This is a genomic window from Caballeronia sp. HLA56 (assembly GCF_054655155.1).
In genome coordinates this window covers 986,448-1,009,854 of record NZ_BAAHOB010000002.1, presented here as the reverse complement: position 1 = coordinate 1,009,854, position 23,407 = coordinate 986,448, and the positions used below count along the sequence as shown (strand labels likewise).

General features: G+C 63.1%; 21 protein-coding genes and 1 pseudogene. 15 read left to right on the top strand and 7 right to left on the bottom strand.

Annotation, left to right across the window (positions count from 1 at the left end):
• Positions 1–10 precede the first annotated feature (10 nt).
• Positions 11–835 carry a triose-phosphate isomerase gene (locus ACYQ47_RS10985; protein WP_459905393.1) on the top strand — a complete coding sequence of 275 codons (825 nt, stop codon included), beginning with the start codon at positions 11–13 and terminating at the stop codon, positions 833–835.
• A gap of 43 nt (positions 836–878) precedes the next feature.
• Complete coding sequence (derI, locus tag ACYQ47_RS10980; protein WP_244830427.1) at positions 879–1,331, top strand: D-erythrulose-4-phosphate isomerase; 453 nt, start codon at positions 879–881, stop codon at positions 1,329–1,331.
• An 11-nt stretch (positions 1,332–1,342) separates the two neighbouring features.
• On the opposite strand, the gene ACYQ47_RS10975 is transcribed toward derI, so the two are convergent.
• The gene (locus tag ACYQ47_RS10975) at positions 1,343–2,296 is read right to left on the bottom strand and encodes a LysR family transcriptional regulator (RefSeq protein WP_244830425.1); all 954 of its coding nucleotides are present in this window, start codon (positions 2,294–2,296) and stop codon (positions 1,343–1,345) included.
• Between the two features lie 103 nt (positions 2,297–2,399).
• Here ACYQ47_RS10975 and ACYQ47_RS10970 point away from each other — a divergent pair, with 103 nt between their 5' ends.
• From ACYQ47_RS10970 to ACYQ47_RS10960, 3 genes are read left to right on the top strand one after another with little or no spacing between them, the layout of a single operon-like run.
• The gene (locus ACYQ47_RS10970; protein WP_459905392.1) at positions 2,400–3,515 is read left to right on the top strand and encodes an aryl-sulfate sulfotransferase; all 1,116 of its coding nucleotides are present in this window, start codon (positions 2,400–2,402) and stop codon (positions 3,513–3,515) included.
• A gap of 38 nt (positions 3,516–3,553) precedes the next feature.
• Positions 3,554–4,882: a uracil-xanthine permease family protein gene (locus ACYQ47_RS10965; protein ID WP_244830422.1), complete on the top strand. Its 1,329-nt coding sequence runs from the start codon at positions 3,554–3,556 to the stop codon at positions 4,880–4,882.
• 54 nt (positions 4,883–4,936) lie between these two features.
• The gene (locus ACYQ47_RS10960; protein WP_459905391.1) at positions 4,937–6,040 is read left to right on the top strand and encodes a porin; all 1,104 of its coding nucleotides are present in this window, start codon (positions 4,937–4,939) and stop codon (positions 6,038–6,040) included.
• Positions 6,041–6,105: 65 nt separating this feature from the next.
• Here the strand turns inward: ACYQ47_RS10960 and dacB are convergent, their stop codons facing one another.
• On the bottom strand, positions 6,106–7,773 hold the full coding sequence (gene dacB / locus ACYQ47_RS10955; protein WP_459905390.1) for a D-alanyl-D-alanine carboxypeptidase/D-alanyl-D-alanine endopeptidase: 1,668 nt from the start codon (positions 7,771–7,773) through the stop codon (positions 6,106–6,108).
• 449 nt (positions 7,774–8,222) lie between these two features.
• Between dacB and ACYQ47_RS10950 the strand changes: the two are divergent.
• Together ACYQ47_RS10950 and ACYQ47_RS10945 are read left to right on the top strand one after the other, a co-directional pair.
• Positions 8,223–8,471, top strand: a pseudogene (locus ACYQ47_RS10950) (NAD-binding protein); the annotation flags it as partial.
• A gap of 165 nt (positions 8,472–8,636) precedes the next feature.
• Positions 8,637–10,046 (top strand): DEAD/DEAH box helicase, encoded by a 1,410-nt coding sequence (locus ACYQ47_RS10945; RefSeq protein WP_459905389.1) that lies wholly within the window; start codon positions 8,637–8,639, stop codon positions 10,044–10,046.
• 73 nt (positions 10,047–10,119) lie between these two features.
• Here the strand turns inward: ACYQ47_RS10945 and ACYQ47_RS10940 are convergent, their stop codons facing one another.
• Genes ACYQ47_RS10940 through ACYQ47_RS10920 form a run of 5 tightly spaced genes read right to left on the bottom strand, consistent with a single transcriptional unit; the run spans position 10,120 to position 15,331 of the window.
• The gene (locus ACYQ47_RS10940; protein ID WP_459905388.1) at positions 10,120–11,400 is read right to left on the bottom strand and encodes an MFS transporter; all 1,281 of its coding nucleotides are present in this window, start codon (positions 11,398–11,400) and stop codon (positions 10,120–10,122) included.
• A 22-nt stretch (positions 11,401–11,422) separates the two neighbouring features.
• Entirely contained in the window at positions 11,423–12,379 is a 957-nt protein-coding gene (locus ACYQ47_RS10935) for an N-carbamoyl-D-amino-acid hydrolase (protein WP_459905387.1), read from the bottom strand.
• Positions 12,376–13,902 carry a dihydropyrimidinase gene (hydA, locus tag ACYQ47_RS10930; protein WP_459905386.1) on the bottom strand — a complete coding sequence of 509 codons (1,527 nt, stop codon included), beginning with the start codon at positions 13,900–13,902 and terminating at the stop codon, positions 12,376–12,378. The genes ACYQ47_RS10935 and hydA overlap by 4 nt, the downstream gene beginning before the upstream one ends.
• Positions 13,884–14,657: a cysteate racemase gene (gene cuyB / locus ACYQ47_RS10925; RefSeq protein ID WP_459905385.1), complete on the bottom strand. Its 774-nt coding sequence runs from the start codon at positions 14,655–14,657 to the stop codon at positions 13,884–13,886. The genes hydA and cuyB overlap by 19 nt, the downstream gene beginning before the upstream one ends.
• Entirely contained in the window at positions 14,654–15,331 is a 678-nt protein-coding gene (locus ACYQ47_RS10920; RefSeq protein ID WP_459905384.1) for an aspartate/glutamate racemase family protein, read from the bottom strand. The genes cuyB and ACYQ47_RS10920 overlap by 4 nt, the downstream gene beginning before the upstream one ends.
• 209 nt (positions 15,332–15,540) lie before the next feature.
• Between ACYQ47_RS10920 and ACYQ47_RS10915 the strand changes: the two genes are divergently transcribed.
• From ACYQ47_RS10915 to ACYQ47_RS10880, 8 genes are all read left to right on the top strand, one after another.
• Entirely contained in the window at positions 15,541–16,479 is a 939-nt protein-coding gene (locus tag ACYQ47_RS10915) for a LysR substrate-binding domain-containing protein (protein ID WP_250494751.1), read from the top strand.
• Positions 16,480–16,626: 147 nt separating this feature from the next.
• On the top strand, positions 16,627–18,057 hold the full coding sequence (leuC, locus tag ACYQ47_RS10910) for a 3-isopropylmalate dehydratase large subunit (protein ID WP_459905383.1): 1,431 nt from the start codon (positions 16,627–16,629) through the stop codon (positions 18,055–18,057).
• A gap of 2 nt (positions 18,058–18,059) precedes the next feature.
• The gene (gene leuD, locus ACYQ47_RS10905; protein WP_309845533.1) at positions 18,060–18,656 is read left to right on the top strand and encodes a 3-isopropylmalate dehydratase small subunit; all 597 of its coding nucleotides are present in this window, start codon (positions 18,060–18,062) and stop codon (positions 18,654–18,656) included.
• Between the two features lie 49 nt (positions 18,657–18,705).
• Positions 18,706–19,776, top strand: coding sequence for a 3-isopropylmalate dehydrogenase (leuB, locus tag ACYQ47_RS10900; protein WP_250468281.1), 1,071 nt, complete (start codon positions 18,706–18,708; stop codon positions 19,774–19,776).
• A gap of 143 nt (positions 19,777–19,919) precedes the next feature.
• Positions 19,920–20,945 carry an ABC transporter substrate-binding protein gene (locus tag ACYQ47_RS10895; protein WP_250511233.1) on the top strand — a complete coding sequence of 342 codons (1,026 nt, stop codon included), beginning with the start codon at positions 19,920–19,922 and terminating at the stop codon, positions 20,943–20,945.
• Positions 20,942–21,814 carry an ABC transporter ATP-binding protein gene (locus ACYQ47_RS10890; protein ID WP_459905382.1) on the top strand — a complete coding sequence of 291 codons (873 nt, stop codon included), beginning with the start codon at positions 20,942–20,944 and terminating at the stop codon, positions 21,812–21,814. Before ACYQ47_RS10895 ends, ACYQ47_RS10890 begins: the two co-directional genes overlap by 4 nt.
• Positions 21,795–22,601, top strand: a complete 807-nt coding sequence (locus ACYQ47_RS10885; RefSeq protein ID WP_244830399.1) for an ABC transporter permease — start codon at positions 21,795–21,797, stop codon at positions 22,599–22,601. The genes ACYQ47_RS10890 and ACYQ47_RS10885 overlap by 20 nt, the downstream gene beginning before the upstream one ends.
• A 38-nt stretch (positions 22,602–22,639) precedes the next feature.
• The gene (locus ACYQ47_RS10880; RefSeq protein ID WP_250511235.1) at positions 22,640–23,395 is read left to right on the top strand and encodes an SDR family NAD(P)-dependent oxidoreductase; all 756 of its coding nucleotides are present in this window, start codon (positions 22,640–22,642) and stop codon (positions 23,393–23,395) included.
• Positions 23,396–23,407 lie beyond the last annotated feature (12 nt).

Here is a 23,407-nt window from a genome sequence, read left to right as displayed (position 1 = left end):
CCGGGCGGGCATGAGGCACGTCCGGCGCATGACGCGGCCTCATTTGCAAGACACACTGTCCGACAACCTAACCATGTCTGATACCCCGTTCTGGGTTGGCACGAGCTGGAAGATGAACAAGACCCTGGCGCAAGCGATCGCTTTCGCCGAGGGTTTGCTCGCGAGCCCTGACGACCCGCGAATCCAGTGCTTCGTGATTCCGCCGTTCACCGCGATTCGCGAAGTGAAGTCGATTCTCGCCGAGACCAATGTCAAGGTCGGCGCGCAAAACATGCATTGGGCCGAAGAGGGCGCGTGGACCGGCGAAATTTCCCCGCCGATGCTGGTCGATTGCGGCATGGATCTCGTCGAACTCGGCCATTCCGAACGGCGCGAGCACTTCGGCGAAACCGACGACACCGTCGGACGCAAGGTCGAGGCCGCCGTGCGTCACGGATTGACGCCGCTGATCTGCATTGGCGAAACGCTCGCCGACAAAGAGAGCGGACGCGCTGCGGACGTGTTGGCCACCGAGGTGCGCGGCGCGTTGGCGCGTCTTTCTCCAGAACAACGAACGGCGCCGATTCTGCTCGCGTACGAGCCTGTATGGGCTATCGGCGAGAGCGGCATTCCGGCTAGTCCCGAATATGCGGATGCGCGTCAAGCCGAGATCAGCGAAGTAGCGGAGGAAACGCTCGGGCGAAGCATTCCCTGTTTGTACGGCGGCTCCGTCAATCCGGGCAACTGCGCGGAACTGGCCGCGTGCCCGCACATCGATGGACTTTTCATCGGCCGTTCGGCGTGGAGCGTGAGCGGCTATCTGGATATTTTGAAACGCGTCGGCGCGGTGCTTTGACTTGGCATGCTCGACTTGCATCGAACAATCGACGGAGATACTCATGAAGCTAGCAATTGGTGGAGACAGCGCCGGAGTGGGACTTGCACGCGTGCTGGCGGATTATTTGAAGGACCGCTTCGAGGTATTCGAGGTGTCGCACAATGAGGCGAGCCCGAACGAGTTTTACGCCAATCTCTCGGACCGCGTGGCCTCCGGTGTGATGAGCGGCGAATACGATCGCGCGATTCTCGTGTGCGGGACGGGCATTGGTGTAAGCATCTCGGCGAACAAGGTGCCGGGCATTCGCGCCGCGCTGTGCCACGATACTTATTCGGCGGAACGCGCGGCGCTTTCCAACAACGCGCAGATCATCACGATGGGCTCGCGCGTGATCGGACCTGAAGTCGCGAAGACCATCGCCGATTCGTTTCTCGCCAATACCTTCGACGAGAATGGACGCAGCGCGGGCAATGTGAACGCGATCAACGAGCTCGACGACAAGTATCATCGCTAGGATAGTGCTCGCTAGACCCGTGCGCCGCGCTTGCGCACGGGGCGCGTCGACGTGTGGAAGCGGTCCTCGGTTTGCTCGATAGCCTGTCCGAGAAATTGCAGGAACATGCCCATCGCGACCGTGGTCGTCAGATCGGAGCGTTGATACAGGCAACTGGACGATTGCGCGCCCGCATCGGCGAGCGGCGTCCATGCGAGCTTGCCCCCGGCGACGTCTTCCGCGACATTCTCCGCAATCAGAAAGCCGATGCCGATGCCATCCGCCACCAGCCGGCGCACCATGGCGACCGAACTGGTTTCGACGAGCGGTCGCGCATTGCGCCGGTCGCGGTGATCGATTTGATCGACCATCGCGCGCAATTCGGTATCCGGCGACATCAGGATGAGCGGATAGCCAAGGCAGTCGCGTAGTCGCGGACGTCGCTGGAGTTTCGTGAGCGGATGTCCCGGTGGCGTGACCACGCCGAGATGCTGCACGTATGCGCGCACTTCCACGACGCCGGGCGGCGGCTTGCGACGCAGGCCGTAGCCAATGTCGGCCTCACCGGTCTCCACCCACTTCAAGATGTTTTCGCCGTTACCCGAACGCACGCTGTAGGTGACGCCCGGATAGCGCGTCATCGCGGCCTGAATCGCGCCGGGCACCAGATACTCCGCCGACGAAGGCGACACGGCCAGATTGACGTGTCCGCGCCGCAGCGAGCGCAAGTCCTCGACCTGAGTCATCGCGTTGTCGAAATCGCGCTGACCGCGCCGCACGGCCGCGATGATGATCTCGCCCGCCGTGGTGAGCTGCATGCCGCGCGGCAAGCGGTCGAAGAGCGGCGAGCCGACCTGTTCTTCCAGATTGAGGATCTGCTGATGCACCGCAGCCGCGGTCAGATGCAGCGATTCGGCCGCCTTGCGGATGGAACCGCGCCTGACGACTTCGTCGAAGCAACGGAAGGTCTGTGATATTGGACGCATGGCTTACCGTATGGATTTTTCTGACGACCCGTTTAAAACAATCAGGTTTTACTGACGCGTGGAATAGCCTAAATTTTGCTCCATCATCTTAACGGAGCAAACCGTGACTACCACCGTCGATCAAATCACCCAGCGTCGCCGCGGCGTCGGGCTCATAGCGCACGACCCCAACCTGTCCGCTGGCGGCTATACACTGATCGCGCCGCAAACGGCAGGCGGGCGCGTGTTTCTCGTCGATATGCGCGGCGAAGTCGTGCATGAATGGCAGATGCCGGTGCGCCCCGGCCGTCATGCGGTGATTCTCCCGAACGGCAATCTCGGTTACAACGGCAATCATGCGGATTCGGAAGATCGATATGCGCCTTGGTCGATGTGGCACGGCGGCGATTTTTACGAAGCCACGCCGGAGGGCGAGGTGGTGTGGCGTTACCAGGACCCGGCGCATCATCACGACGCGCAGTGGCTGCCGAACGGAAACCTGCTGTACGCCGCGTGCGCGCCGGTGCCCGCGGGTTTCGCCGATCGCGTGCCGGGCGGCACGGCGCATGGTCCGGACGAGCCCATGTTCGCGGACGTGATCCGCGAAGTGAATCGCGCGGGCGAACTCGTGTGGGAATGGAAAGCCTCTGAGCATCTCGATCCGAAAGACTTTCCTATCGCGCCGGGCTTCGGCCGTTATCACTGGCCGCTCGTGAACGGGCTCGGTGTGAATGCGCAAGGCGAGGTGCTGATGAGCTTACGCACCACGTCGGGCATTATCGCGGTCGACCGTCGAACGGGCCACGTGACCATGCATATCCCACCGGACGTGATTTCGCATCAGCATGCGCCGGTCGCGCTCGCCAACGGCAACATCCTCACGTTCGACAACGGCAACTTTCGCGCGGGCGCGCACGTGGCATTCTCGCGTGTGTTGGAGATCGATCCGTCGACGCACGAAATCGTATGGTCTTACGCCGACGACATGGTCAACATGTTCTACAGCGCGTTCATGGGCAACGCCCAGCGGCTCGCGAACGGCAACACGCATATCACCGAATCGGCGACGGGGCGTCTTTTCGAAGTCACGCCCGCAGGCGAAGTGGTATGGGAATACGTGATTCCGTGGTTCGCCGAATACCCGGACGAAGCGGCCCGCAAGACAGGTCCGGGGCAATTGAACAGCGTCTTTCAAACCTTCCGCTACCGCCGCGAGCAATTGCCGTGGTTGCCTGCTTGAGCGCCGTGCGCCACGCGCTTCGAAACCATGGGGGTCTCGTGAAAGCTGAATCCGCCACGCATGATGTCGACGCGCGTTTGCCCGCATGGCAACTCGCGCTGTTCGGTTTGCAACATGTGCTGTCCATGGCCGCATCGCCCGTTACGGCGGTCTTTCTGATGTCGCGCATGTTGTCGCTGCCAGCCGAGATGACCGTGCATCTGATCGGCGCGACGTTCTTCGTGTGCGGCGCCGGCACGATCTTACAGTCGCTCGGCGCGGGGCCGGTGGGCGCGCGGCTGCCATTCGTGATGGTGCCGGGCGGCGCGCCCGCGATGCTCTTCGCCGTCATCGCGATGCAAACGGATCTGCGTACCGCGGCGGGCGCGGCGATCCTCACCAGTCTCTTCTACTGGATCGTGCTGCCGGTATTCGCGCGCTGTCTGCGCTTCTTTCCGCGCGTGGTCGTGGGCGCCATGCTGCTGCTCGTCTCGGTCAGTCTCATCCGGATTTACGCCGGAATCGTCGTCGGGCAGCCGGGGACGCCGGGCTTTGCGCGGCCCGAGGCGCTCGGACTTGCGCTGCTGACCATCGTGGCCACGCTCGCGGTCGCGCGTCTCTTCAAGGGCACGCTGGGCAGGCTCGCGGTGCTGCTGGGTCTTGTCATCGGCACGTTCGCCGCCTGGGCAATGGGTTCGATGTCCCTAAGCGGCCTCTGGAGCGGCCCACTCTTCACGTGGCCGATGCTATTGCCCTTCGGCATGCCGCGCTTCGACGTGCTGGCCGCGCTTCCCATGCTGATCTTCAGTGTCATTTCGATGGCCGAAGCCACTGGACAGACGGTTGCCGTCGGCGAGATCACGGGCAGGAAGATCGACGTTCGCCGCGACGTACCGCGCACGATTCGCGGCGATGCGCTCGCGTCGCTGATCGGCTCGTTGCTCGGCACGTCGCTCATCATCACGAGCGCGGAGAATATCGGCGTCGTGCAGACCACGCGTGTGCGGTCTCGCTACGTCACCGCGACGGCGGGCGTGATGCTGATGCTCATCGCGCTGTTCGTGCCGCTCGGACGCCTTGCCTACGCGATTCCGGCGCCCGTGGTCGGCGGCACCGCGCTGATCGTCTTCGCGATGATCGGGGTGATGGGGATCAACCTGCTCGGCAAGGTCGATCTGCACGCGCGCGGCAATCAGTACACGCTGGCTGCGGCGCTCGTCATGGGTCTGTTACCGATACTCGTGCCCAACGTCTATGCAGCGCTTCCCGGCTCGCTGCAGATCGTGATGGGTAACGGCATGGCGGCGGGCACGCTGACGGCGATCATCGTCAATCTCATATTCGGCGCGTGGCGTCTCGCGCCGGTGGAGAAGGTTCAGTCAACCTGATTTCCGGACTTTCGAGCTCAGGCAGTTCTCCTTCTAACGCTCCTCCCAGACAGCATGACAACAAAAACTCATCGCGCGACACTCGTCGCGGGTTTGACCACGCTCGTCGTTTCGCCGCTGGCATTCGCGCAAAGCAGCGTCACGTTATACGGCAGCATCGATTCGGGTATTGGATACGTGAGCAATTTGCGCGGCTCGTCGGCTTATATCGCGCAGCAAGGGACCTTGCAGGCGGACCGTTTCGGCTTTCAGGGTGTCGAGGAAATCGGCGCGGGGCGCTCGGTGCTGTTCAGGCTCGAAAGCGGTTTTGTCACGACGACGGGTGCATCCGCCAGCAGCACGACGTTCTTCAATCGACAAGCCTATGTCGGAATGTCCGACGCGACGCTCGGCACGGTCACGCTCGGGCGTCAAACCGACTGGAACTTCGACTGGCTCGGCTCGGTTTCGACAGCGCAGTTGCTCGGCGACTTTTCCGCGTTTCATCCAGGCAATCTCGATGGTCTCGGCAGCACGCTTCCCGTGCAGTTATCGAGCACGGTCAAGTGGAAGAGCGCTGCTTATCGCGGCCTGAGCGTCGGCGCGCTTTATGGATTTCCGGGCGCGTCGGCCAGCAATACCAACGGGCGGACAATCAGTTTCGGTGGAAACTATGCCAATGGTCCGCTCAAACTGGTGGCGGTGTATTCGGAGTACCGCGACCGGCTGCTGCCGCTATCCAGCGGGCTCGGGCTGACTTCGTTCGAAGGCCAGACGCTCGCGCCCGGCGCCACGTTCAATGCGAGCCAGGTGCGGGAGATGGGTATTGGTGGCTCGTACCGGTTCGAGCGCGTCACGCTGCATGCGCTCGCAACCGATATGCGCATCGCGTCCAAGGGCGGCAGCGAACATTTTCGCAGCATCGACGCCGGCGCGAATCTGCGCGTGACACCCGCGGAGGAAATCGGCGTGGGCGCATGGACGGCGACGCTCGGCGCGCGTCGCTGGACGCAATTCACGGCGGCCAATGTGTATTCGCTATCGAAGACAACCCAGCTTTATGCCGATGTGATGTTCGAAACGGCGGGCGGCGGCGCGGTGGCCAATACGCTTGGCATCGGGGCGGCTTCGGGTGGGAAGCAGGTGGTGTGTCTTGCCGGGATTCATCACCTGTTCTGAGAATGATCGATCTTTCGGCAGCGTGAGGCCGCCGACGAAGTCAGCGGCCCACGGCATATGTCGCATCATTGCAGTTTCCAGATTTGCGCCGCGATCTCGCCTTCGTCCTGGAAAGCATCGAGGATGGTTTCCAGACCCACGAACGGCACGTTATTCACGGTCAGGAAGAAGGCAAGCCGCCGGCCGCTCTTTGCATCGATATACCCCGCAAGCGCCTGTGACTTGAGAAGCGGCAGGGGCGGTGTGGTGTTGCTCAAACCGCCATACGTGCCGGTCTTGGCGTAGACGCGACCCTTGGCACCGGCTAGCGTCGGATCGGCCTCGAAGCCGGTGACGGTCGTGAGCGAGCCATCGACGCCGAGTACCGGCAAAGTATCGACGTATGTCGCATAGTCGGGCTTGAGCCGCATGGCGCGCAGCAGCGTGATGACAGCCTTCGCGTTCGCGGTGGTATCGCCGCCGCCGCTGCCGTCGATGAAGTGATACTGGTCCGGCGAAATGCCGAAGGTCGAAGACAGTTCGCCTTGTTCGGTCGTAAGCGCCGTGGCCATGGTGCGCGAGCCGTTCTTCGCCAGTCCGTATTGCATCAGCGTAATGTCCGCGCCGATGTTGTAGCTGACCTTGTTCACGAAACGCAGATCCTGCGCATACGGAGCGGCGGTGAGTTGGGCGACCCGTTGCGCGCTCGAATAAGAACCTTGCGCCGGCAAGGATGCAACCGGATTCGCCTTGACGGGCGCGGCCGTCACGGTCACGCCCGCGCGTGCGAGCGCTTCGATCAGCACCGTGCGCGCATACGTGGAGGGATCGGTGATGCGAAACGTCTGCACCAGCGGATACGCGCCGGTCAGCGCGGGCGGAACCCCCGCCGGCACCGTGCCGCTCACTTCGCCGACACAGGTAGCCTGGCCGATACAGTTGAGCGGCTCATCCGGGAATGCCTGATTGAGCACGACGGCAAAGTCCGACGTCGGCGCGCCCGTGGTGAGCGTCGATAGCACCGTGAACGCCGCCGACTGAGGCCGGTACACGAACGGCAGCAGCGCGCCTTGCGCGCTCGCGCTGAAGGCGACATCCACGAGATCGTCGTTGACCAGGATCGGCGTCACGTTGAATTCATCGCGGAAGTCGAACGCGTCGAACAGACGATCGTCGATCACCACATCGCCATTGACCATCTTGATGCCCGAGGCGGCGACCTGCGCGGCCAGCGCGTTGTAACCGGCGAGCGGATCGGGCGTGGTCATTTGCGCGTTGCCGACACTATTGGCTTCGTTGTGATCGAACGCGGTGAGCGCGATCGTTCCGTCCGGATTCGCGCGACCGCCCATGGTGAGATCGCCGCTCGCGACGAGTACGAGATTGCCGGTGAGCGTGCCGTTTGCATCGACGGTGCCTTGCTTGTAGACCGGCGTCACCAGTCGATGCTGCGCACCGATGACGTCGAGCGCATTGGCTGTGGAGAAGAGCTTGCGCACGGACGCGATGAACACCTGTGAGCCCGAGTCGAGCTCGTAGATGACATGTCCGGAATCCAGATCGACGACCTGCATGGTCCACGTCGCGCCGCTGTACGCAGGCTTTTTCATCACCTGCATGATGGTGTCGGGCACCGTGGTATCGGTATGGTCCGAGCCGCCGCACGATGCCAGCAACACGGCGGACGCCAGCGCCATGCAGCGCGTGAGGGTCGGTTCCATCAAAGGCTTGATTGCCGAGCGGAAAGACATCATTGCGTCGTATCCTTTTTGGTTGTAGCGCAATGCGTTGAGAGTCGCCGCTTGGAGGAAGCATTTGACCGGACATCGGTCGCGGGTGATCAGGGCGGGGACGTTTTTTGCGGTGCCGATGCAAATATAAGTTAGGAAGGCGGGACTGACTACGTACTCCCATACACGAACTGTGCGATGACGAACAGAGACGCGGCCGTCCGAATGTTCTGCGGGAATGGAAACGACCGGATAGCCAACACGTTCGCGTCGCGGTCAGGCGTTGCACGTGCCCCGACACCTTGCATGATCGTTCCGCCAGGCTCCCGTCATGCTGAACCCGACTGCTCCACGCGCTTCGAACGCTTCGCCGCTGACGGTTTCGCAGCGAGTTTCGGCACAGCGTCCGAACTTGTCGCAACGAGCGCCCTGATGCCGGCAGCGGCAAATCTCACGATCTAAATACGTCGTTCGGCAGCCGGTCGTATCAAGTCTATTCGGCGAATATCGCGGATGAACACTACGAACCGGGGTTCAAGGCATCGCTCGGACTAAAGGATCTGCGACTCGCGTCTGAAGCCGCGCAAGAGTTGGGTGCCGCGTTGCCGATGCTTGCCGCCGTCTACGAACGCATGACTGAAACCGTCGCGGCAGGATTGGGCGAGCGAGACTGGTCGGCCATGGCGAAAGTCACCATCGAGAAACCACGCACCGAGAAGTGAAGGGCGTCACTCAAGGCGCTTCCTGTTGCATGAGCGCTCCTTACCGTTGGATTCCGTCGACGTCCTGTAAGAGAGGCTGCCGACGCTGCTCGCTGTCGATATGGCTCGGCGCATGCAACGAGCGCCGTAACCGCTAAAATTGCGGTTTTAGCCCGGAATACCTGCATGTCTTTTGCCTCGCTTGGCCTGATCGATCCGTTGCTGCGCAACCTGCAGAAGCTCAATTACCAAACACCCACGCCGGTACAGGTCAAGGCGATTCCTGCTGTGCTCGGTGGCCAGGACGTCATGGCGGCCGCGCAGACCGGCACGGGCAAGACCGCGGGTTTCGCGCTGCCGCTGCTGCAACGGCTGGTGCAACACGGGCCGGCGGTGTCCAGCAATCGCGCGCGCATTCTCGTGCTCGTGCCCACGCGCGAACTGGCTGAACAAGTGCTGCAAAGCTTTATCGATTACGGCGAAGGCCTCGACCTGCGATTCCTGGCCGCGTATGGCGGCGTGAGCATCAATCCGCAGATGATGGCCTTGCGCAAAGGCGTCGATGTGCTGGTCGCCACACCGGGCCGTTTGCTGGATCTGAATCGCCAGAACGCGGTGCAGTTCGATCGAGTACAGACGCTAGTGCTGGATGAAGCCGACCGCATGCTCGATCTGGGCTTCGCACGCGAACTCAACGCCGTGTTCGCCGCCTTGCCCGCAAAGCGTCAGACGCTGCTGTTCTCCGCCACGTTCTCCGATGAAATCCGCACGATGGCCGCGAGCATTCTGCGCGCCCCGGTGAATATCAGCGTCAGTCCGCCCAATGCCACGGCCAGCAATATCAAGCAGTGGGTGGTGACGGTGGATAAGAGGAACAAGCCTGAACTCTTCATGCACCTCGTGGCCGAGAACAAGTGGGAGCACGCGCTGGTGTTCGTCAAGACCCGTAATGGCGTCGACTATCTGGCGGCCATGCTGGATGAAGCGGGCTATTCGGTCGACACCATCCACGGCGACAAGCCGCAACCCGCGCGTTTGCGTGCACTCGAACGCTTCAAGACCGGCGAAGTCCATATGCTGGTCGCCACCGATGTGGCTGCGCGCGGACTGGATATCGACGACCTGCCTTTGGTCATCAACGTCGATCTGCCGATCGTGGCGCAAGACTATGTGCACCGCATTGGCCGCACCGGCCGCGCGGGCGCGAGCGGCGTGGCGGTGTCGCTCGTATGTGCCGATGAAGCGCCGCAACTCGCCGCGATCGAAGCGCTGATCCGGCAAACGCTGGTACGCCGGGAAGAACCAGGTTTCGAAGCCGAGCATCGCGTGCCGCAAACCAGCGCGACAGGCGAGATCGTCAAAAAACCTAAAAAGCCCAAAAAGCCGAAAGTGCCGCAGGTTACGCCGGGCGCGGCGCCGGTGCCCGGCAAGAGGTCGCGCCCGCAGGATGGTGAAAACAAGCGCAAGCCTGTGGCGCAACAAGACACAGGATTGTCCGGCGTCAATCCGTTTAGCGTGAAGAAGCCGCATGGCAAATCCGGCAGCAAGCCAGCCGCGGTTGCAGGTAAGCCGGCTGGCGGGCGTGGCAAACGCTAGCTCTCGTCGGGGTGTGATCGGTCTCGCGATGCATCCCGACCGCCGGCCAGCGTCTTCCGCCTGTCACGTCCGCTCACTCCAACTCCACACCCTTCAACTCCGGAATCAGCACGACAGTCGCGACGACATCGACGATATAGATACAAGCCAGCGCCGCGATGGCCGTGCCGAACGAGTAATAGCTCGCCACCGCGCCGATCGCGAGCGGTCCGAACCCGCCGACCGCGCGGCCGATGCTCCACAGCACATTCTGCGCGGTGCCGCGTGCATGGGTCGGATACAACTCGGCCATGAGTGCGCCATAGCCGCCCATCATGCCGTTTACGAACACGCCGACCACCATGCCGCCAATCAGTAGCGCCTCGGGCGTCGTCATGCGCGAGTAGACGAACACCATGACGAGCGCGCCCAACTGATAGATCACGAAGGTAGGCTTCCTGCCGATTCTGTCCGCGAGCTGCCCGAAGATCCAGATGCCGACCAGCATGCCGAGAATCGACGCCGCCGTCCATGTCGCCGACTTGGCGAGCGTGAAGCCGAACGCCTTCGTCAGATAGCCCGGCATCCAGATGATGAGACCGTAGTAGCCAAAGTTCTGCACCGAACACATGACGATCATGCCGATGCTGCGGCGTCGCGTTTCCCGATCGCGAAACAGCGTCTTGAGGGGAAATTCGTGCCGTCTCCTGATTGCTTTCTCGATGAAGATCTTCGGTTCGCCAATCGCCTTGCGGATGACGAACGACAACACGGCGGGCGCGAGTCCCACGAGAAACATGCCGCGCCACCCGATATGCGGTAACAATACCGGCGTCAGCAGCGCGGCGATCAGCACGCCGATCTGCCAGCCCATGCCGACATACGAGGAGACGCGTCCGCGCTTTTCGGCGGGCCACGCCTCGATGGCGAGCGCCATGCCGATACCGAACTCGCCGCCAAGTCCCAGGCCCGCCACGAAGCGATACGCTAGCAGGTCGTGGTATCCGGTCGCGAAAGCGCACAGACCGGTGAACAGCGCAAAGAGCAGAATGGTGTAAGTGAGCACGCGCACGCGGCCGAGATAATCGCTGAGTATCCCGAAGCCGATGCCACCCGCGACGCCGCCGACTAGCGTCCACGTAACGAGCGAGCCCGCCTGCGCGGAGCTGAGTCCAAGGTCCGCCGAGATGAGGCTCAGCATAAAACCGAGGATCAGCAGGTCGAAGCCGTCCATGGCGTAGCCGGAAATCGATGCGACGAGCGCGCGCACGTGCGGCGGTCCAAATATCGATTTGTCCGTGGCGCTTTGTGGCGAGCTGCCGTAAGACGCCGGCCGTGCCGACGCCGATGCATCTTGCGTGATGTCGTCGTTCATGTGTGGTCTCCCCGTGGACGCCTTAATTGAGCGCGTCCGGATCGTGCGGCAGCGGCGCGCCCGCGCCGGTGCGCTCGACGATCAGCCCGTAATGTTCCGGCCGCCGATGCTTCGCGAAGTTGAAGACGTGCTCGCGGAACGTGTCGCCGAGCGCGAGATCGACGTTCGCGAAGATCACCTCGTCGTCTTCGCTCATGCTTTGCGCGGCGATCTCGCCCGAAGGCGCGACAATCACCGAGCCGCCGATCATATGAAAGCCGTCTTCCTTGCCGCATTTGGCGGCGGCGGCAATCCACATCGCATTCTGATAAGCGCTCGCCTGCAACGTGACGAGATGGGTATGCATGCGCAAATGGACCGGTTCGGGCCAATGAATGTTCTCGGACGGCGTGTTGTAGCCGAGCACGCCGAGTTCCGCGCCTTGCAGCGACATCGCGCGCCATGTTTCCGGCCAGCGGCGGTCGTTGCAGATACACATGCCGAGGCGCGCGCCCATCGTGTCGACGACAGGAAACCCCGAGTCGCCCACCGCGAAAAACTTCTTCTCCAGATGCTGGAAAGGCGCGTCCGGCTTGTGCTCCGAATGCCCCGGCAAATGCGTCTTGCGATACTTCGCGACGATCTTGCCGCTGTCATCGACGATGATCGACGTGTTGAAGCGCTCGCCTTGCGCCGTCAGTTCCGCATAGCCGAGATAGAAGCCGATGCCCGCGTCGCGCGCGGCGTCGAAAAGCGGCTGTACGTCGGGATTCGGCATCGATCGCTCGAAGAAGCGTTCCATGGCCGCTTCCTCGCTCATCCAGTAGCGCGGAAAAAACGTGGTGAGCGCGAGCTCCGGGAACACGACCAGCTTTGCACTGCGCGCTTTCGCTTCGTGCAGCATGGCGACGAGCCGCTCGACGACCGCCCGACGGTCATCGGCGAGGTGGACCGGTCCTATTTGCGCGACGGCCAGGCCGATTTTGCGTGACTTGCTCATGACTTCCTCTTTTGTTCCGGGTGTTGATGTTCGGGGTATCCGAAAGACGGGTGGAGAGCGCCTGTCCCGGCGTCGGCAAGCGCGCGGAAAAACCGGCCGCTCGCGGAGACTTCGCGCGTGGCCTGATAGGGCAACGGCGTCGAGCGTGCAATGAAGCGGCCGCTGCCGGGTTCGGCATGAAAGCCGGCGTCATCGACGATCACGCGGCCCGCGCTCACCACCGTGCGCGGCCAGCCCGTTACCTTCGTCCCCTCGTAGGGCGTGTAGCCCACGCGATCGTGCAATGCGGAGGCTGTCAGCACGACTTCATGGTGTGGGTCCCAGACCGCCATGTCCGCATCCGCGCCCGCTTCGATCAGCCCTTTGCGCGGCGCGATGCCGTACATGCGCGCATGATTCGTCGAACTCAGCGCGACGAACTCGGGCAGCGTCATGCGCCCCTTGTGAACGCCTTCGGAGAACAGCAGCGGCAGGCGCACTTCGAGTCCGGGCATGCCGTTGGCCATCTGCTTGAACGTGGTGGCTTCGCCATGCGGCAGCTTGCCGGATTCGTCGAAGCGATACGGCGCATGATCCGACGACACCGTCTGCAACACGCCCGCCTTCAGCGCCGTCCACAAGGCTTCTTGAGCGTTCGCGTCACGCAGCGGCGGGCTGCAGCAATACTTCGCGCCTTCGACGCCGGGAAGGTCCATCGCGTCTTCGGTGAGCAGCAGATAGTGCGGACAGGTCTCGCCGTACACTTGCGCGCCCATGCGCTGCGCCGCGCCGATGGTCGCGAGCGCGTCCTGCGCGGACACGTGAACGATGAGCACGGGCGCGTCGAAAAGCCTGGCGAGCTGGATCACGCGATTCGTCGCTTCGGATTCCGCCAGCGCCACGTGACTCGTCGCGTGGTACTTCGGCGCGGTGCGGCCGCTTTCGAGCAGCTTTTGCGAGACCCAGCGGATCACGTCGTTGTTTTCGGCATGTACCATCACGAGCGCGCGTTCGCGTGCGGCGAGAGCCAACACGTCGAGCATCTGGTAGTCGTCGATCTTCAATTGATCGTAGGTCATGTAGACCTTGAACGACGTGATGCCCCGGCGAATCTGCTCGACGAGATCTTCCTGAAGCGTGCGGTGGTCCGTCTCAGAGACAATCAAGTGATAGCTATAGTCGATCACCGACTTTGCCCGCGCGAGCGCCGCGTAGTCGTCGGCCACTTGTTTGAGCGATTGTCCGCGATGCTGCGCGGCGAACGGCACGATCATAGTGGTGCCGCCGTGGGCCGCCGCGACGCTTGCGGAGTACCAGTCGTCGGCGCCCATGATTCCCATGCCCGAGCGTTGCTCGACGTGACAGTGCGTGTCGATACCGCCCGGCAGCACGTAGCGTCCGGTCGCGTCGATATCGCGTTTGCCTGCGGGCAGGCCGCGCGCCACTTCGACGATCCGGTCGCCGACCACGCCGACGTCCGCCTCGAAGACTGCCTCGTCCGACGCGACGAGTCCATGACGTATGGTCAGATCAAATTGCTGCATGTCTTTTGTCCGCTTGAGAATTCAGAGGTGTTGGTTCGCTCGCGCGCGGCGAGCCACCAGTCGACGCTTGCACGCGCGAGCGCTTCGGTCGGGTCGATTGCGGGTACGTCGAGCGCAACGCCCGCCAGCGCCACCGGAATTTCCGTGCACGCCATGAGCAACGCGTCGGCGCCGCGATCGATCAGTGCATGAGCGGCGCTTTTGAGCCACGCACGCGCTTCGTCGATTCTCCCGCCTTTCACGGCGGCGATTGCGCCCATGACCTGCGTCGTCTGCGACATCTGACCCGGTTCGATCGCGTCTATGCCGCTTGCAGCCAGTTGATCGTGATAGATGCGCGCTTTGAGCGTCGCTGTCGTCGCGAGCATGCCGACTCGCCGCGCACCGGGGCACTTCACCGCAAGCGCTCGAAGCGCTGCCTCGCCGATATGCAGCACCGGCCGCGTCGTCTCCTGCGCGAGCCGCTCGTGCCAGACATGCGCCGTATTGCAAGGAATCGCGATGGCCGCGCAACCGGCCGCTTCGAGCGTGCGCAGGCCGTCAAGCAGATGCGGCCAAGGCGCGTCCGATCCCGCGAGAAAGGCCGTGCTGCGATCGGGTACTTGCGGCACGTTATGCACGATGACCGGCATATGCTCTTGATCGGACGCGGCGGGCGTCGCCTGTATCAGCTTGACGAGAAAGTCGGCGGTGGCGAGCGGCCCCATGCCGCCAAGCACACCGAGACGCGGAAGCGCAATGAGTGCGGCGTTCATGTCGGACGCCATGGGTCCTGCCGCTCGCGACAGATGGCGAAGGCGAGCGAGGCGGCCGTCGAGCACGGATCGATTACCGGCACGCCGAGCGCCGCTTCGATATCGGCGCGAAGCGGCGTCATGCCCGCGCAGCCGAGCACGATGACATCGGCGCCATCTTCGTCACACAGCGCGCGGCCGGTCGCGATGAGCTTGTCGAGCGCGGCGTCTCGGTTGCCCGATTCGGCCACGCCAAGATTCACGGCGCGTTCTCCCGCGACCGTCTGTGCGATGCGCGCCGCATGATAAGACCGCCAGTGACGCGGCATGCCGTGCGCGCTCGCCGCGATCACGCCGATGCGCGACCCGCGCGCAAGCGCGACGCCCATGGCCGCGGCACCGATGCCGAGCACCGGCTGTTGCGTGAGTTCGCGCGCGGCGTGCAAGCCGGGATCGCTGTAGCACGCGATGACGAACGCACTCGCCGACGCTTCATGCCGCGCGACGTACTCGGCCACGGCGACGGCGGCGCGGTCGGCATCGCGCTGGGTTTCGATGCCGCCGTCGACCGCGAAAAGCGTCTCGAAGCAAACGGGCGCGTCGTCCGCGCCTCGAAGCGCGCACACGGTCTTTTCGATCTCGCGCGTGACGGTGGCGAGACCGTTCGGATTCAGGAAATGGATAAGCTTGGGCATGGCTCGGATCGACTCTCTTCGCGGGGCTCGACTAGAACGAACCATAGCAACGTCGATATTCGCCGTGAAATAGTTCAAATTTCGTATCCCATAGACGCGCTGCATGGATTCGTCGCGCGGCGGTGCCCGCGCTACACTGCGGGCGGTTCACATACATCCGAAAGCGGCGGCGCGGCAACATGACGGCGCGATGAACAACGACCAAGCCCATGAATTACGACGAGGAAATTCCCAACACGCGCACCATGAGCCTGCGGCAGATTGAAGTATTCCGCGCGATCATGATGACGGGTTCCATCAGCGAGGCCGCGCGTTCGCTGTATGTGGCGCAGCCCTCCGTGAGCCGTGTCTTGCAGGTGACGGAAAGCCGACTCGGGTTCTTGCTCTTCGAACGCATGCGCGGCCGGCTCTATCCGACGCCCGAGGCAAAACGTATCTTCGACGAAGTCATGCGCGCGTATGAAGGCATCGAGCGCGTCGATAATCTCGTCCGTTCTCTCGCCGACGGCACGAGCGGCAAGCTCAACATCGTATGCAGCCCGAGTCTCGGCGTGCATCTCGTGCCGCTCGCCATTGCACGATTCCACGCCGAATTCCAGCAGTTGCCCATTCAGTTCGAACCGCTCACGCACAACCATCTCGTGCCTCGCGTGCTGTTCGGCAAGAACTGCATTGGCGTATCGATGTTCGCCGTCGAGCACCCGAACCTCGTCACCATGCCGATTGCAAGCGGACGGCTTCTCTGTGTCGCGAAAAAAGGCGCGCTGGCCCGGCGGCGTGCGCTCGACCCGAAACAGGTCGCCGCCATGCCGTGGATCGATTACGAGCACGACACGCCGCTCGGACGGATCGTCGGGCACGTGTTCAGAAACGAGCGGCGGCCGGAGCCGGTCGTGCGCGTGCGCTCGGCCATCAGCGCCTGCACGCTCGCGAGGGAAGGCGTCGGCGTCGCGGTGGTCGATCCGTTCTGCATCGATTCCGCCATGCGAGACCTGCTCGATGTCGTGCCGTTGCGTGCCGAAGCCGAGCATCGGCTGACCGCGAGTCTCATCTATTCGCACGTCGAGCCGCTGTCGAACGCGGCCCGGCGCTTCGTCGAGATCCTGCGCGACGTGCTGAACGCGCATGGCGTCAGCCGTTCGACGTAGCTTTGTCATCGCCATTGGCGATGGTGCCTTGCCAAATGACCACGTCCAAGCCGGCCGGCCTGATGCAAGATGCTTCTCAAACAGCCACCGACAACAAAACTGCACCGCGCCTGACGAGGCGGTCATTTGACGGAGCGAGACGAAGCAATGCAACTCGAACAGCTTAGCGCGGGTCCACGCACGCTTTACGACAAGATCTGGGACAGCCACCGCGTGATGTCCCGCGACGACGGGCAGGATCTTCTCTACATCGATCGTCATTACATTCACGATGTCACCGCGCAGTCGTTCGACCTGTTGCGCCAGCGCGGGCTCAAGCCGCGTTCGCCCGAGCGCATTTTCGGCACGCCGGATCACTACGTTTCCAGCACGGCGAACGATATCGCGGCGGTGACCGACCTCGAACGGCGCGCCATGATCGAGTCGCTGCAACGCGACGCCAACGAATCGCGCATCACCCTGTTCGACATGAACGACACGCGGCGCGGCATCGTCCACGTGGTCGGGCCGGAGCAGGGCCTGAGTCTGCCCGGCATGACCGTCGTTTGCGCCGACAGCCACACGTCCACGCATGGCGCGGTGGGCGCGCTGGCCTTCGGTATCGGCGCCACCGAAGTGGCTCACGTGCTCGCCACGCAATGCCTGTGGCAGCGCAAGTCGCGCAACATGCGTATTACGCTCGACGGCATGCCAGGTTCGGGCGTCACCGCGAAGGACCTGATTCTCGCGGTCATCGCGCGAATCGGCGTGGCTGGCGCGACGGGACACGTGATCGAATATGCCGGCTCCGCCATCGCCGGCTTGTCGATGGAAGGGCGGTTGACGCTCTGCAACATGACCATCGAGGCGGGCGGTCGCGCCGGCATGATCGCCCCGGACGAAACCACCTTCGCTTATCTCGCCGGACGGCACTACGCGCCCACGGGCGACCGGTGGCAAAGGGCGCTCGCGTCTTGGCGCGGCTTGTTCACGGACCCAGGCGCGGTGTTCGATCGCGAAGTGCTTATCGACGTGACCGAGATCGTCCCGATGGTCACATGGGGCACCACGCCCGGCTATGCCTGCGCCATCGACGGCCGCGTACCGGACCCCATGGAGCAGCCCGATCCCGACCTGCGCGCGGCGATGTCGCGTGCGCTCGACTACATGGGCCTCGCGGCGAACGAGTCGCTCGAAGGCGTCGCAATCGACCGGGTGTTCATCGGCTCGTGCACCAACGGGCGTATCGAGGACATGCGCAGCGCGGCGGAAGTGGCGCGCGGCCGTCATATCGCGCCAAGCGTGGAAGCGTGGGTCGTGCCGGGTTCGCATGAAGTGCGTGCGCAGGCGGAAGCGGAAGGGCTCGACCGCATCTTCATGGAAGCGGGTTTTCAGTGGCGCTATCCCGGCTGTTCGATGTGTCTCGCGACCAACGGCGATATTGCCGAACCCGGCCAGCGCTGCGCTTCGACATCCAACCGGAATTTCGTGGGCCGTCAGGGACCCGGCGTGCGCACGCATCTGATGAGCCCGGCGATGGCGGCCGCCGCGGCGGTGACCGGACGTCTCACCGATGTCCGCCGTCTCCTGGGAGTGTGAACATGGAACGACTGGAGTACCTCGATGCAGTCGCGGCGCCGATCGTCGCGATCAACTGCGATACCGACCAGATTCTGCCCGCGCGCTATCTGCAAAAACCCCGCTCCGACGACTTCGGCCAGTTCCTGTTTCGTGCGCTGCGCTTCGATGCAAATGGCGCGGAACGTCCCGACTTCCTGCTCAACCAGGCACCTTTGCGGGAGTCGCGCATCGTCGTGGCCAACCATAACTTCGGTTGCGGTTCGTCGCGCGAGCATGCGGTCTGGGCGCTCTATGACTACGGCATCCGCGCGGCGATTGCACCGAGCTTCGGCGACATCTTTTTCATCAACTGCCTGAAGAACGGACTGCTGCCGATCGTGTTGCCCGAGGCCGTGGTGCTGCCGCTGCTCGATATGTTGTCGGAGAGTCCGGGCAGCCGTATCGCCATCGACTTGCCCGCGCAGACCGTCACCTTGCCCGACGGGTCCTCGCACGCGTTCGAGCTGGAGCCCTTCGCCAAGGATTGCCTGTTGCGCGGCATGGACGAGATCGACTACACGCTTTCGCATCTGGACCGCATCGTGGCATTCGAGCGCGACCGTGCCGAAACCTTTTGACGGCGCGCACACGGCGCGCTGTTTCCAATAACGACCAAGGAGATTACAGATGAAGATTGCAGTCATGCCCGGCGATGGTATTGGCCCCGAAGTTGTCGCGGAGGCGCTCAAGGTGCTGCGAATCGTGGCGCCGCACGCCGAGACGCAGGAGGCTGCCATCGGCGATGCCGGCATTCAGGCGCACGGCGTGCCGCTGCCGCCGCCCACGCTCGAAGTGGCGCGCAAGGCCGATGCGATTCTCTTCGGCGCGGTAGGCGTGGCCGACGAAGCCGATATCCCGCGCGAGGAGCGTCCCGGCACCGGGTTATTGCAATTGCGCGAGGCACTGACGCTCTATGCCAACTTTCGCCCGGCCTTCATGTTCCCGGAGCTGATCGGCGCTTCGACGTTGCGTCCGGAAGTGGTGGATGGACTCGACATCGTGATCGTGCGCGAGTTGAACGGCGACGCCTACTTCGGCCAGCCGCGCGGCTTCGAGACCAATCAGGCGGGCGAGCGTGTGGGGTTCAACACGATGCGTTACTCGGAGTCGGAAGTGGAGCGCGTCGCGCATGCCGCCTTCAAGGCCGCGCAGCGCCGTCATCACAAGCTCTGCTCGGTGGACAAGGCCAACGTGCTGGAAGCAAGTCAGCTGTGGCGCGAGGTCGTCACGCGCGTCGGGCGGGAATACCCGGACGTCGAACTGAGCCATCTCTTCGTGGACGCCGCCGCGATGATGTTGATGCGGCGCCCCAAGCAATTCGATGTGATCGTCACGGGCAATCTCTTCGGCGATATTCTGTCGGACGCGGCCGCCATGCTGACCGGCTCGATCGGCATGTTGCCTTCGGCCTCGCTAGGCTATAACCGCAAGGGCTTGTACGAGCCGGTCCACGGGTCGGCGCCGGATATTGCCGGAAAGGACATTGCCAATCCGCTTGCCGCGATTCTGTCGTGCGCGATGATGCTGCGCGAGAGCTTCGAAATGGAAGACGACGCGCGCCGGGTCGAGCAGGCCGTGCGCACGGTGCTCGCGGCCGGTTACCGGACCGCGGATATCCAGCAGGAAGGCACGCAGCGCGTCGGCACCCGCGACATGGGCGATGCCGTGGTCGAGGCGCTGCGCAAACAGGCGGCCTAAGAAGATCGCGTTGCGCGGACCGGCTCCGCTATGTCGATAATCAGCAGTCGCGGGAGATGCGAGGATATTCATAAGCCGGTCCGCAATTGACACTCTGTCGTCCCTGAAGTACCTAAAAATCCCTAAAAAGGGAGGAGACAACCATGAAGCTGAAACTCGCCATCGCGCTGTGTGCCGCGTTCGCGCTCGCCTGCGGTTCCTTGACGGCCGCAGCCAAGGATGTGCCTGAGAAGCCCGAACTGCACATCGCGGCGGCTTCGGTGGGCATCACCTACCTGCCCATGCTCGTCGCCAAACAGCGCGGCTATTTCAAGGACGAAGGGCTCGACGTGACCATCGCCGCATTCTCCGGCGGATCGAAGACACTGGAAGCGCTGCTCGGCGGCAGCTCCGACATGGTGGCGGGCGCGTATTCGAACACCATCACCATGGCCACCAAGGGACAGCATCTCGTGGTGGTCGCGGCGCAAGTCATCTGTCCGGGATGGATCTTCGGGGTGTCGCAGAAACGCGAGGGCGAAGTGAAATCGGCCAAGGACCTGAAGGGCATGCGAATCGGCGTGAGCGCGCCGGGTTCCAGCACGCACATGGCACTCAATTACATTCTGCACAAGGCGGGGCTGCAGTCTTCCGACGTGTCGATCATCGGCGTGGGACAAGCGGCCGGCGCGGTGGCGGCCGTGCGGGCCGGGCAGATCGATGCGCTGATCGTCAACGACCCGAGCGCCACTATCCTCATGAAGGATGGCAGCCTCAAGCCGCTTGAGAACATGCGCACGGCTGAAGGGAACGTCAAGGTGTTCGGTTCGGATTACCCCGAGTCGAGCCTCTTCGCGACGCAAGAGTTCATCGGCAAGAATCCCAAGACGGTGCAGGCCGTCGCCAATGCGATCGTGCGCGCCGAGAAGTGGATCGCCAAGGCGACGCCGCAGGAAGTCGCCGACAACGTGCCCCCGCAATATATCGGCGAGAACAAGGCGCTCTATGCGGAGGCCTTCACGAACAGCCGCCGTTGCATTGCGCAGAACGGCGAGATCACGCCGAAGGGCGCGCAGACGGTGCGCGAGGTGCTGGCGGCATTCGACCCTGCAGTGGCATCGGCGAAGATCGATCTTGCATCGACGTATGACAACCGGTTCGTCAGGAAAGCGGCGGAGATCCAGCCATGAGCACGGCAACGTATGGAATCAAGGGCACCCCGAGCGTCCCCCTCGACAGCGAAAAAAGCGAAGTGCGCGAAGCCCTGCGTTTCGACAATGTGACCTGCACCTTCGCCGGCAACGGCAAGAGGGCGCAGACCTACACCGCCGTCTCGGAGGCCACGTTGTCGATCGGCGACGGCGAGTTCGTGTCGATCGTCGGTCCCACGGGCTGCGGCAAATCCACCTTGCTCAACGTTGCTGCCGGGCTTACGCGGCCCTCGTCGGGCAGCATCAGCGTCTTCGACAAGAAGCTGACGCAGGGCTTGAATACGCAGGCGGCCTATCTTTTTCAGGTCGATGCGCTCATGCCCTGGAAGACGACCGAAGACAACATCGCGATGGGTCTGATCTTTCGGGGAACGCCGCGCGAACAGGCGCTCAGCGTGGCGCGCGGCTGGCTCGATCGCGTGGGACTTCAAGGACACGGCAAGAAGTATCCGCATCAGTTGTCCGGCGGCATGCGCAAGCGTGCCGGTCTCGCGCAGGCGCTCGCGCTCAACCCTCGCATCATTCTGATGGACGAGCCGTTCAGCGCGCTGGATATCCAGACGCGGCACCTGATGGAAAACGAGTTGCTGCAACTGTGGTCGCACGACCGCAAGTCCGTGATGTTCGTGACGCACGATCTGGAGGAGGCCATCTCGTTGTCGGACCGCGTCATCGTGCTCTCGGCCGGGCCTGGAACGCGGCCTATCGCCGAGTTCAAGATCGACCTCGAACGTCCGCGCGAGATGTCGGAAATCCGCATGACGCAGCGTTTCCTGCAACTGCACACCCAGATCTGGGACGTGCTCAGAGGCGAGGTTTTGAAAAGCTATGCGCGCAATCGAGTTTGACTCAAACAATCGCTTCACCGTCCTGGTCACGCGGCTTTTGATCCTGTTCGGTGTCTTGTTCCTGTGGTGGCTCGGCACGCATCAGAAGTGGCTGTCGCCGTTCTTCTTCGGCGATCCGCTCGGCGTGGCGGTGCGTATCGTCGACTGGTTCGTGACGGGCTCGATCTACCGTCATCTGTACACGACGCTCGTCGAAACCATGCTGGCGTTCGTGATCGGCACGGTCCTCGGGTTGGCATGCGGCCTGTGGCTTGCGCTCAGCCCGTTCCTCGCCACGGTCTTCGATCCGTTCATCAAGGCGATGAACTCGATGCCGCGCCTGATCTTCGCGCCGATCTTCGCGCTCTGGTTCGGACTCGGCATCTGGTCCAAGGTGGCGCTGGGCGTGACGCTCGTCTTCTTCGTCGTGTTCTTCAACGTCTTTCAGGGCGTGAGAGAGGTCAGCCCGACGGTGTTGTCCAACACGCGGATGCTGGGCGCCAACTCACGTCAATTGTTGCGGCATGTGTACTTGCCATCGGCGACGAGCTGGGTCTTTTCCAGCCTGCATAACGCAATCGGCATCGCCTTCGTGGGCAGCGTGGTGGGCGAATATCTCGGCTCGGAAAAGGGCGTGGGTTACCTGATCCTGCTGGCCGAAGGCGTATTCGATATCAACTCGGTGATCGCCGGCATTCTGGTGCTGACCGTGTTCGCCTTGATACTCGATACCGCCGTGTCGATGGTCGAGGATCATTTGCTGCGCTGGCGTCCTGTCGCCGGACAGACGGTGGCCACGAGCGCTTGAACCCCCGGCGCAATCGAAGATCACTAGAGGAGACCGTTTTGCAGACCAATGCAATCGATTTGAGGGGCCGCGTTGCCGTGGTGACGGGCGGCGCGCAGGGCATCGGCTTCGCGGTCGGCCGCAGGCTGCTTGCTTCCGGCGCGCGGCTTGCCATCTGGGATATCAACCCCGCCGGCATGGACGAGGCGCGCGAGCAACTGGGCGAGCACGATGTCCACTTCGAGCGTGTCGACATTGCCGATTACGCCAGCGTGCAGGCCGCCGTGGCGGGCACGCTGAAGGCCGCGGGGCGCATCGATATTCTCATCAACAACGCGGCTATCGTGGGCCCGAACGCCACGCTGATCGAGTATCCGATCGATATTTGGAAGCAGGTGATGGATATCGATGTCAACGGCACTTTCCACTGCTGCCGTGCCGTGGCCCCGGTGATGATCGACCAGAACTATGGGCGCATCGTCAATCTGTCCTCGGTCGCCGGCAAGGAAGGCAATCCGAATGCGGCCGCGTATAGCTCGGCGAAGGCGGCCGTCATCGCCATGACCAAGTCGCTCGGCAAGGAACTGGCAAGCCACGATATCGCGGTGAACTGCGTGACACCCGCCGTGGCGCGGACGCCCGGGGCGATGGAGCAATCGCCCGAGCATATCCGCTACATGCTCGGCAAGATTCCGCGCGGCCGTTTTCTCGAACTCGACGAAGCCGCCGCGATGATCGCGTGGCTCGCCAGCGAGGAAAACTCATTCACCACCGGAGCGGTTTTCGATCTGTCCGGCGGTCGGGCCACTTACTAGCAACGTCAGCCT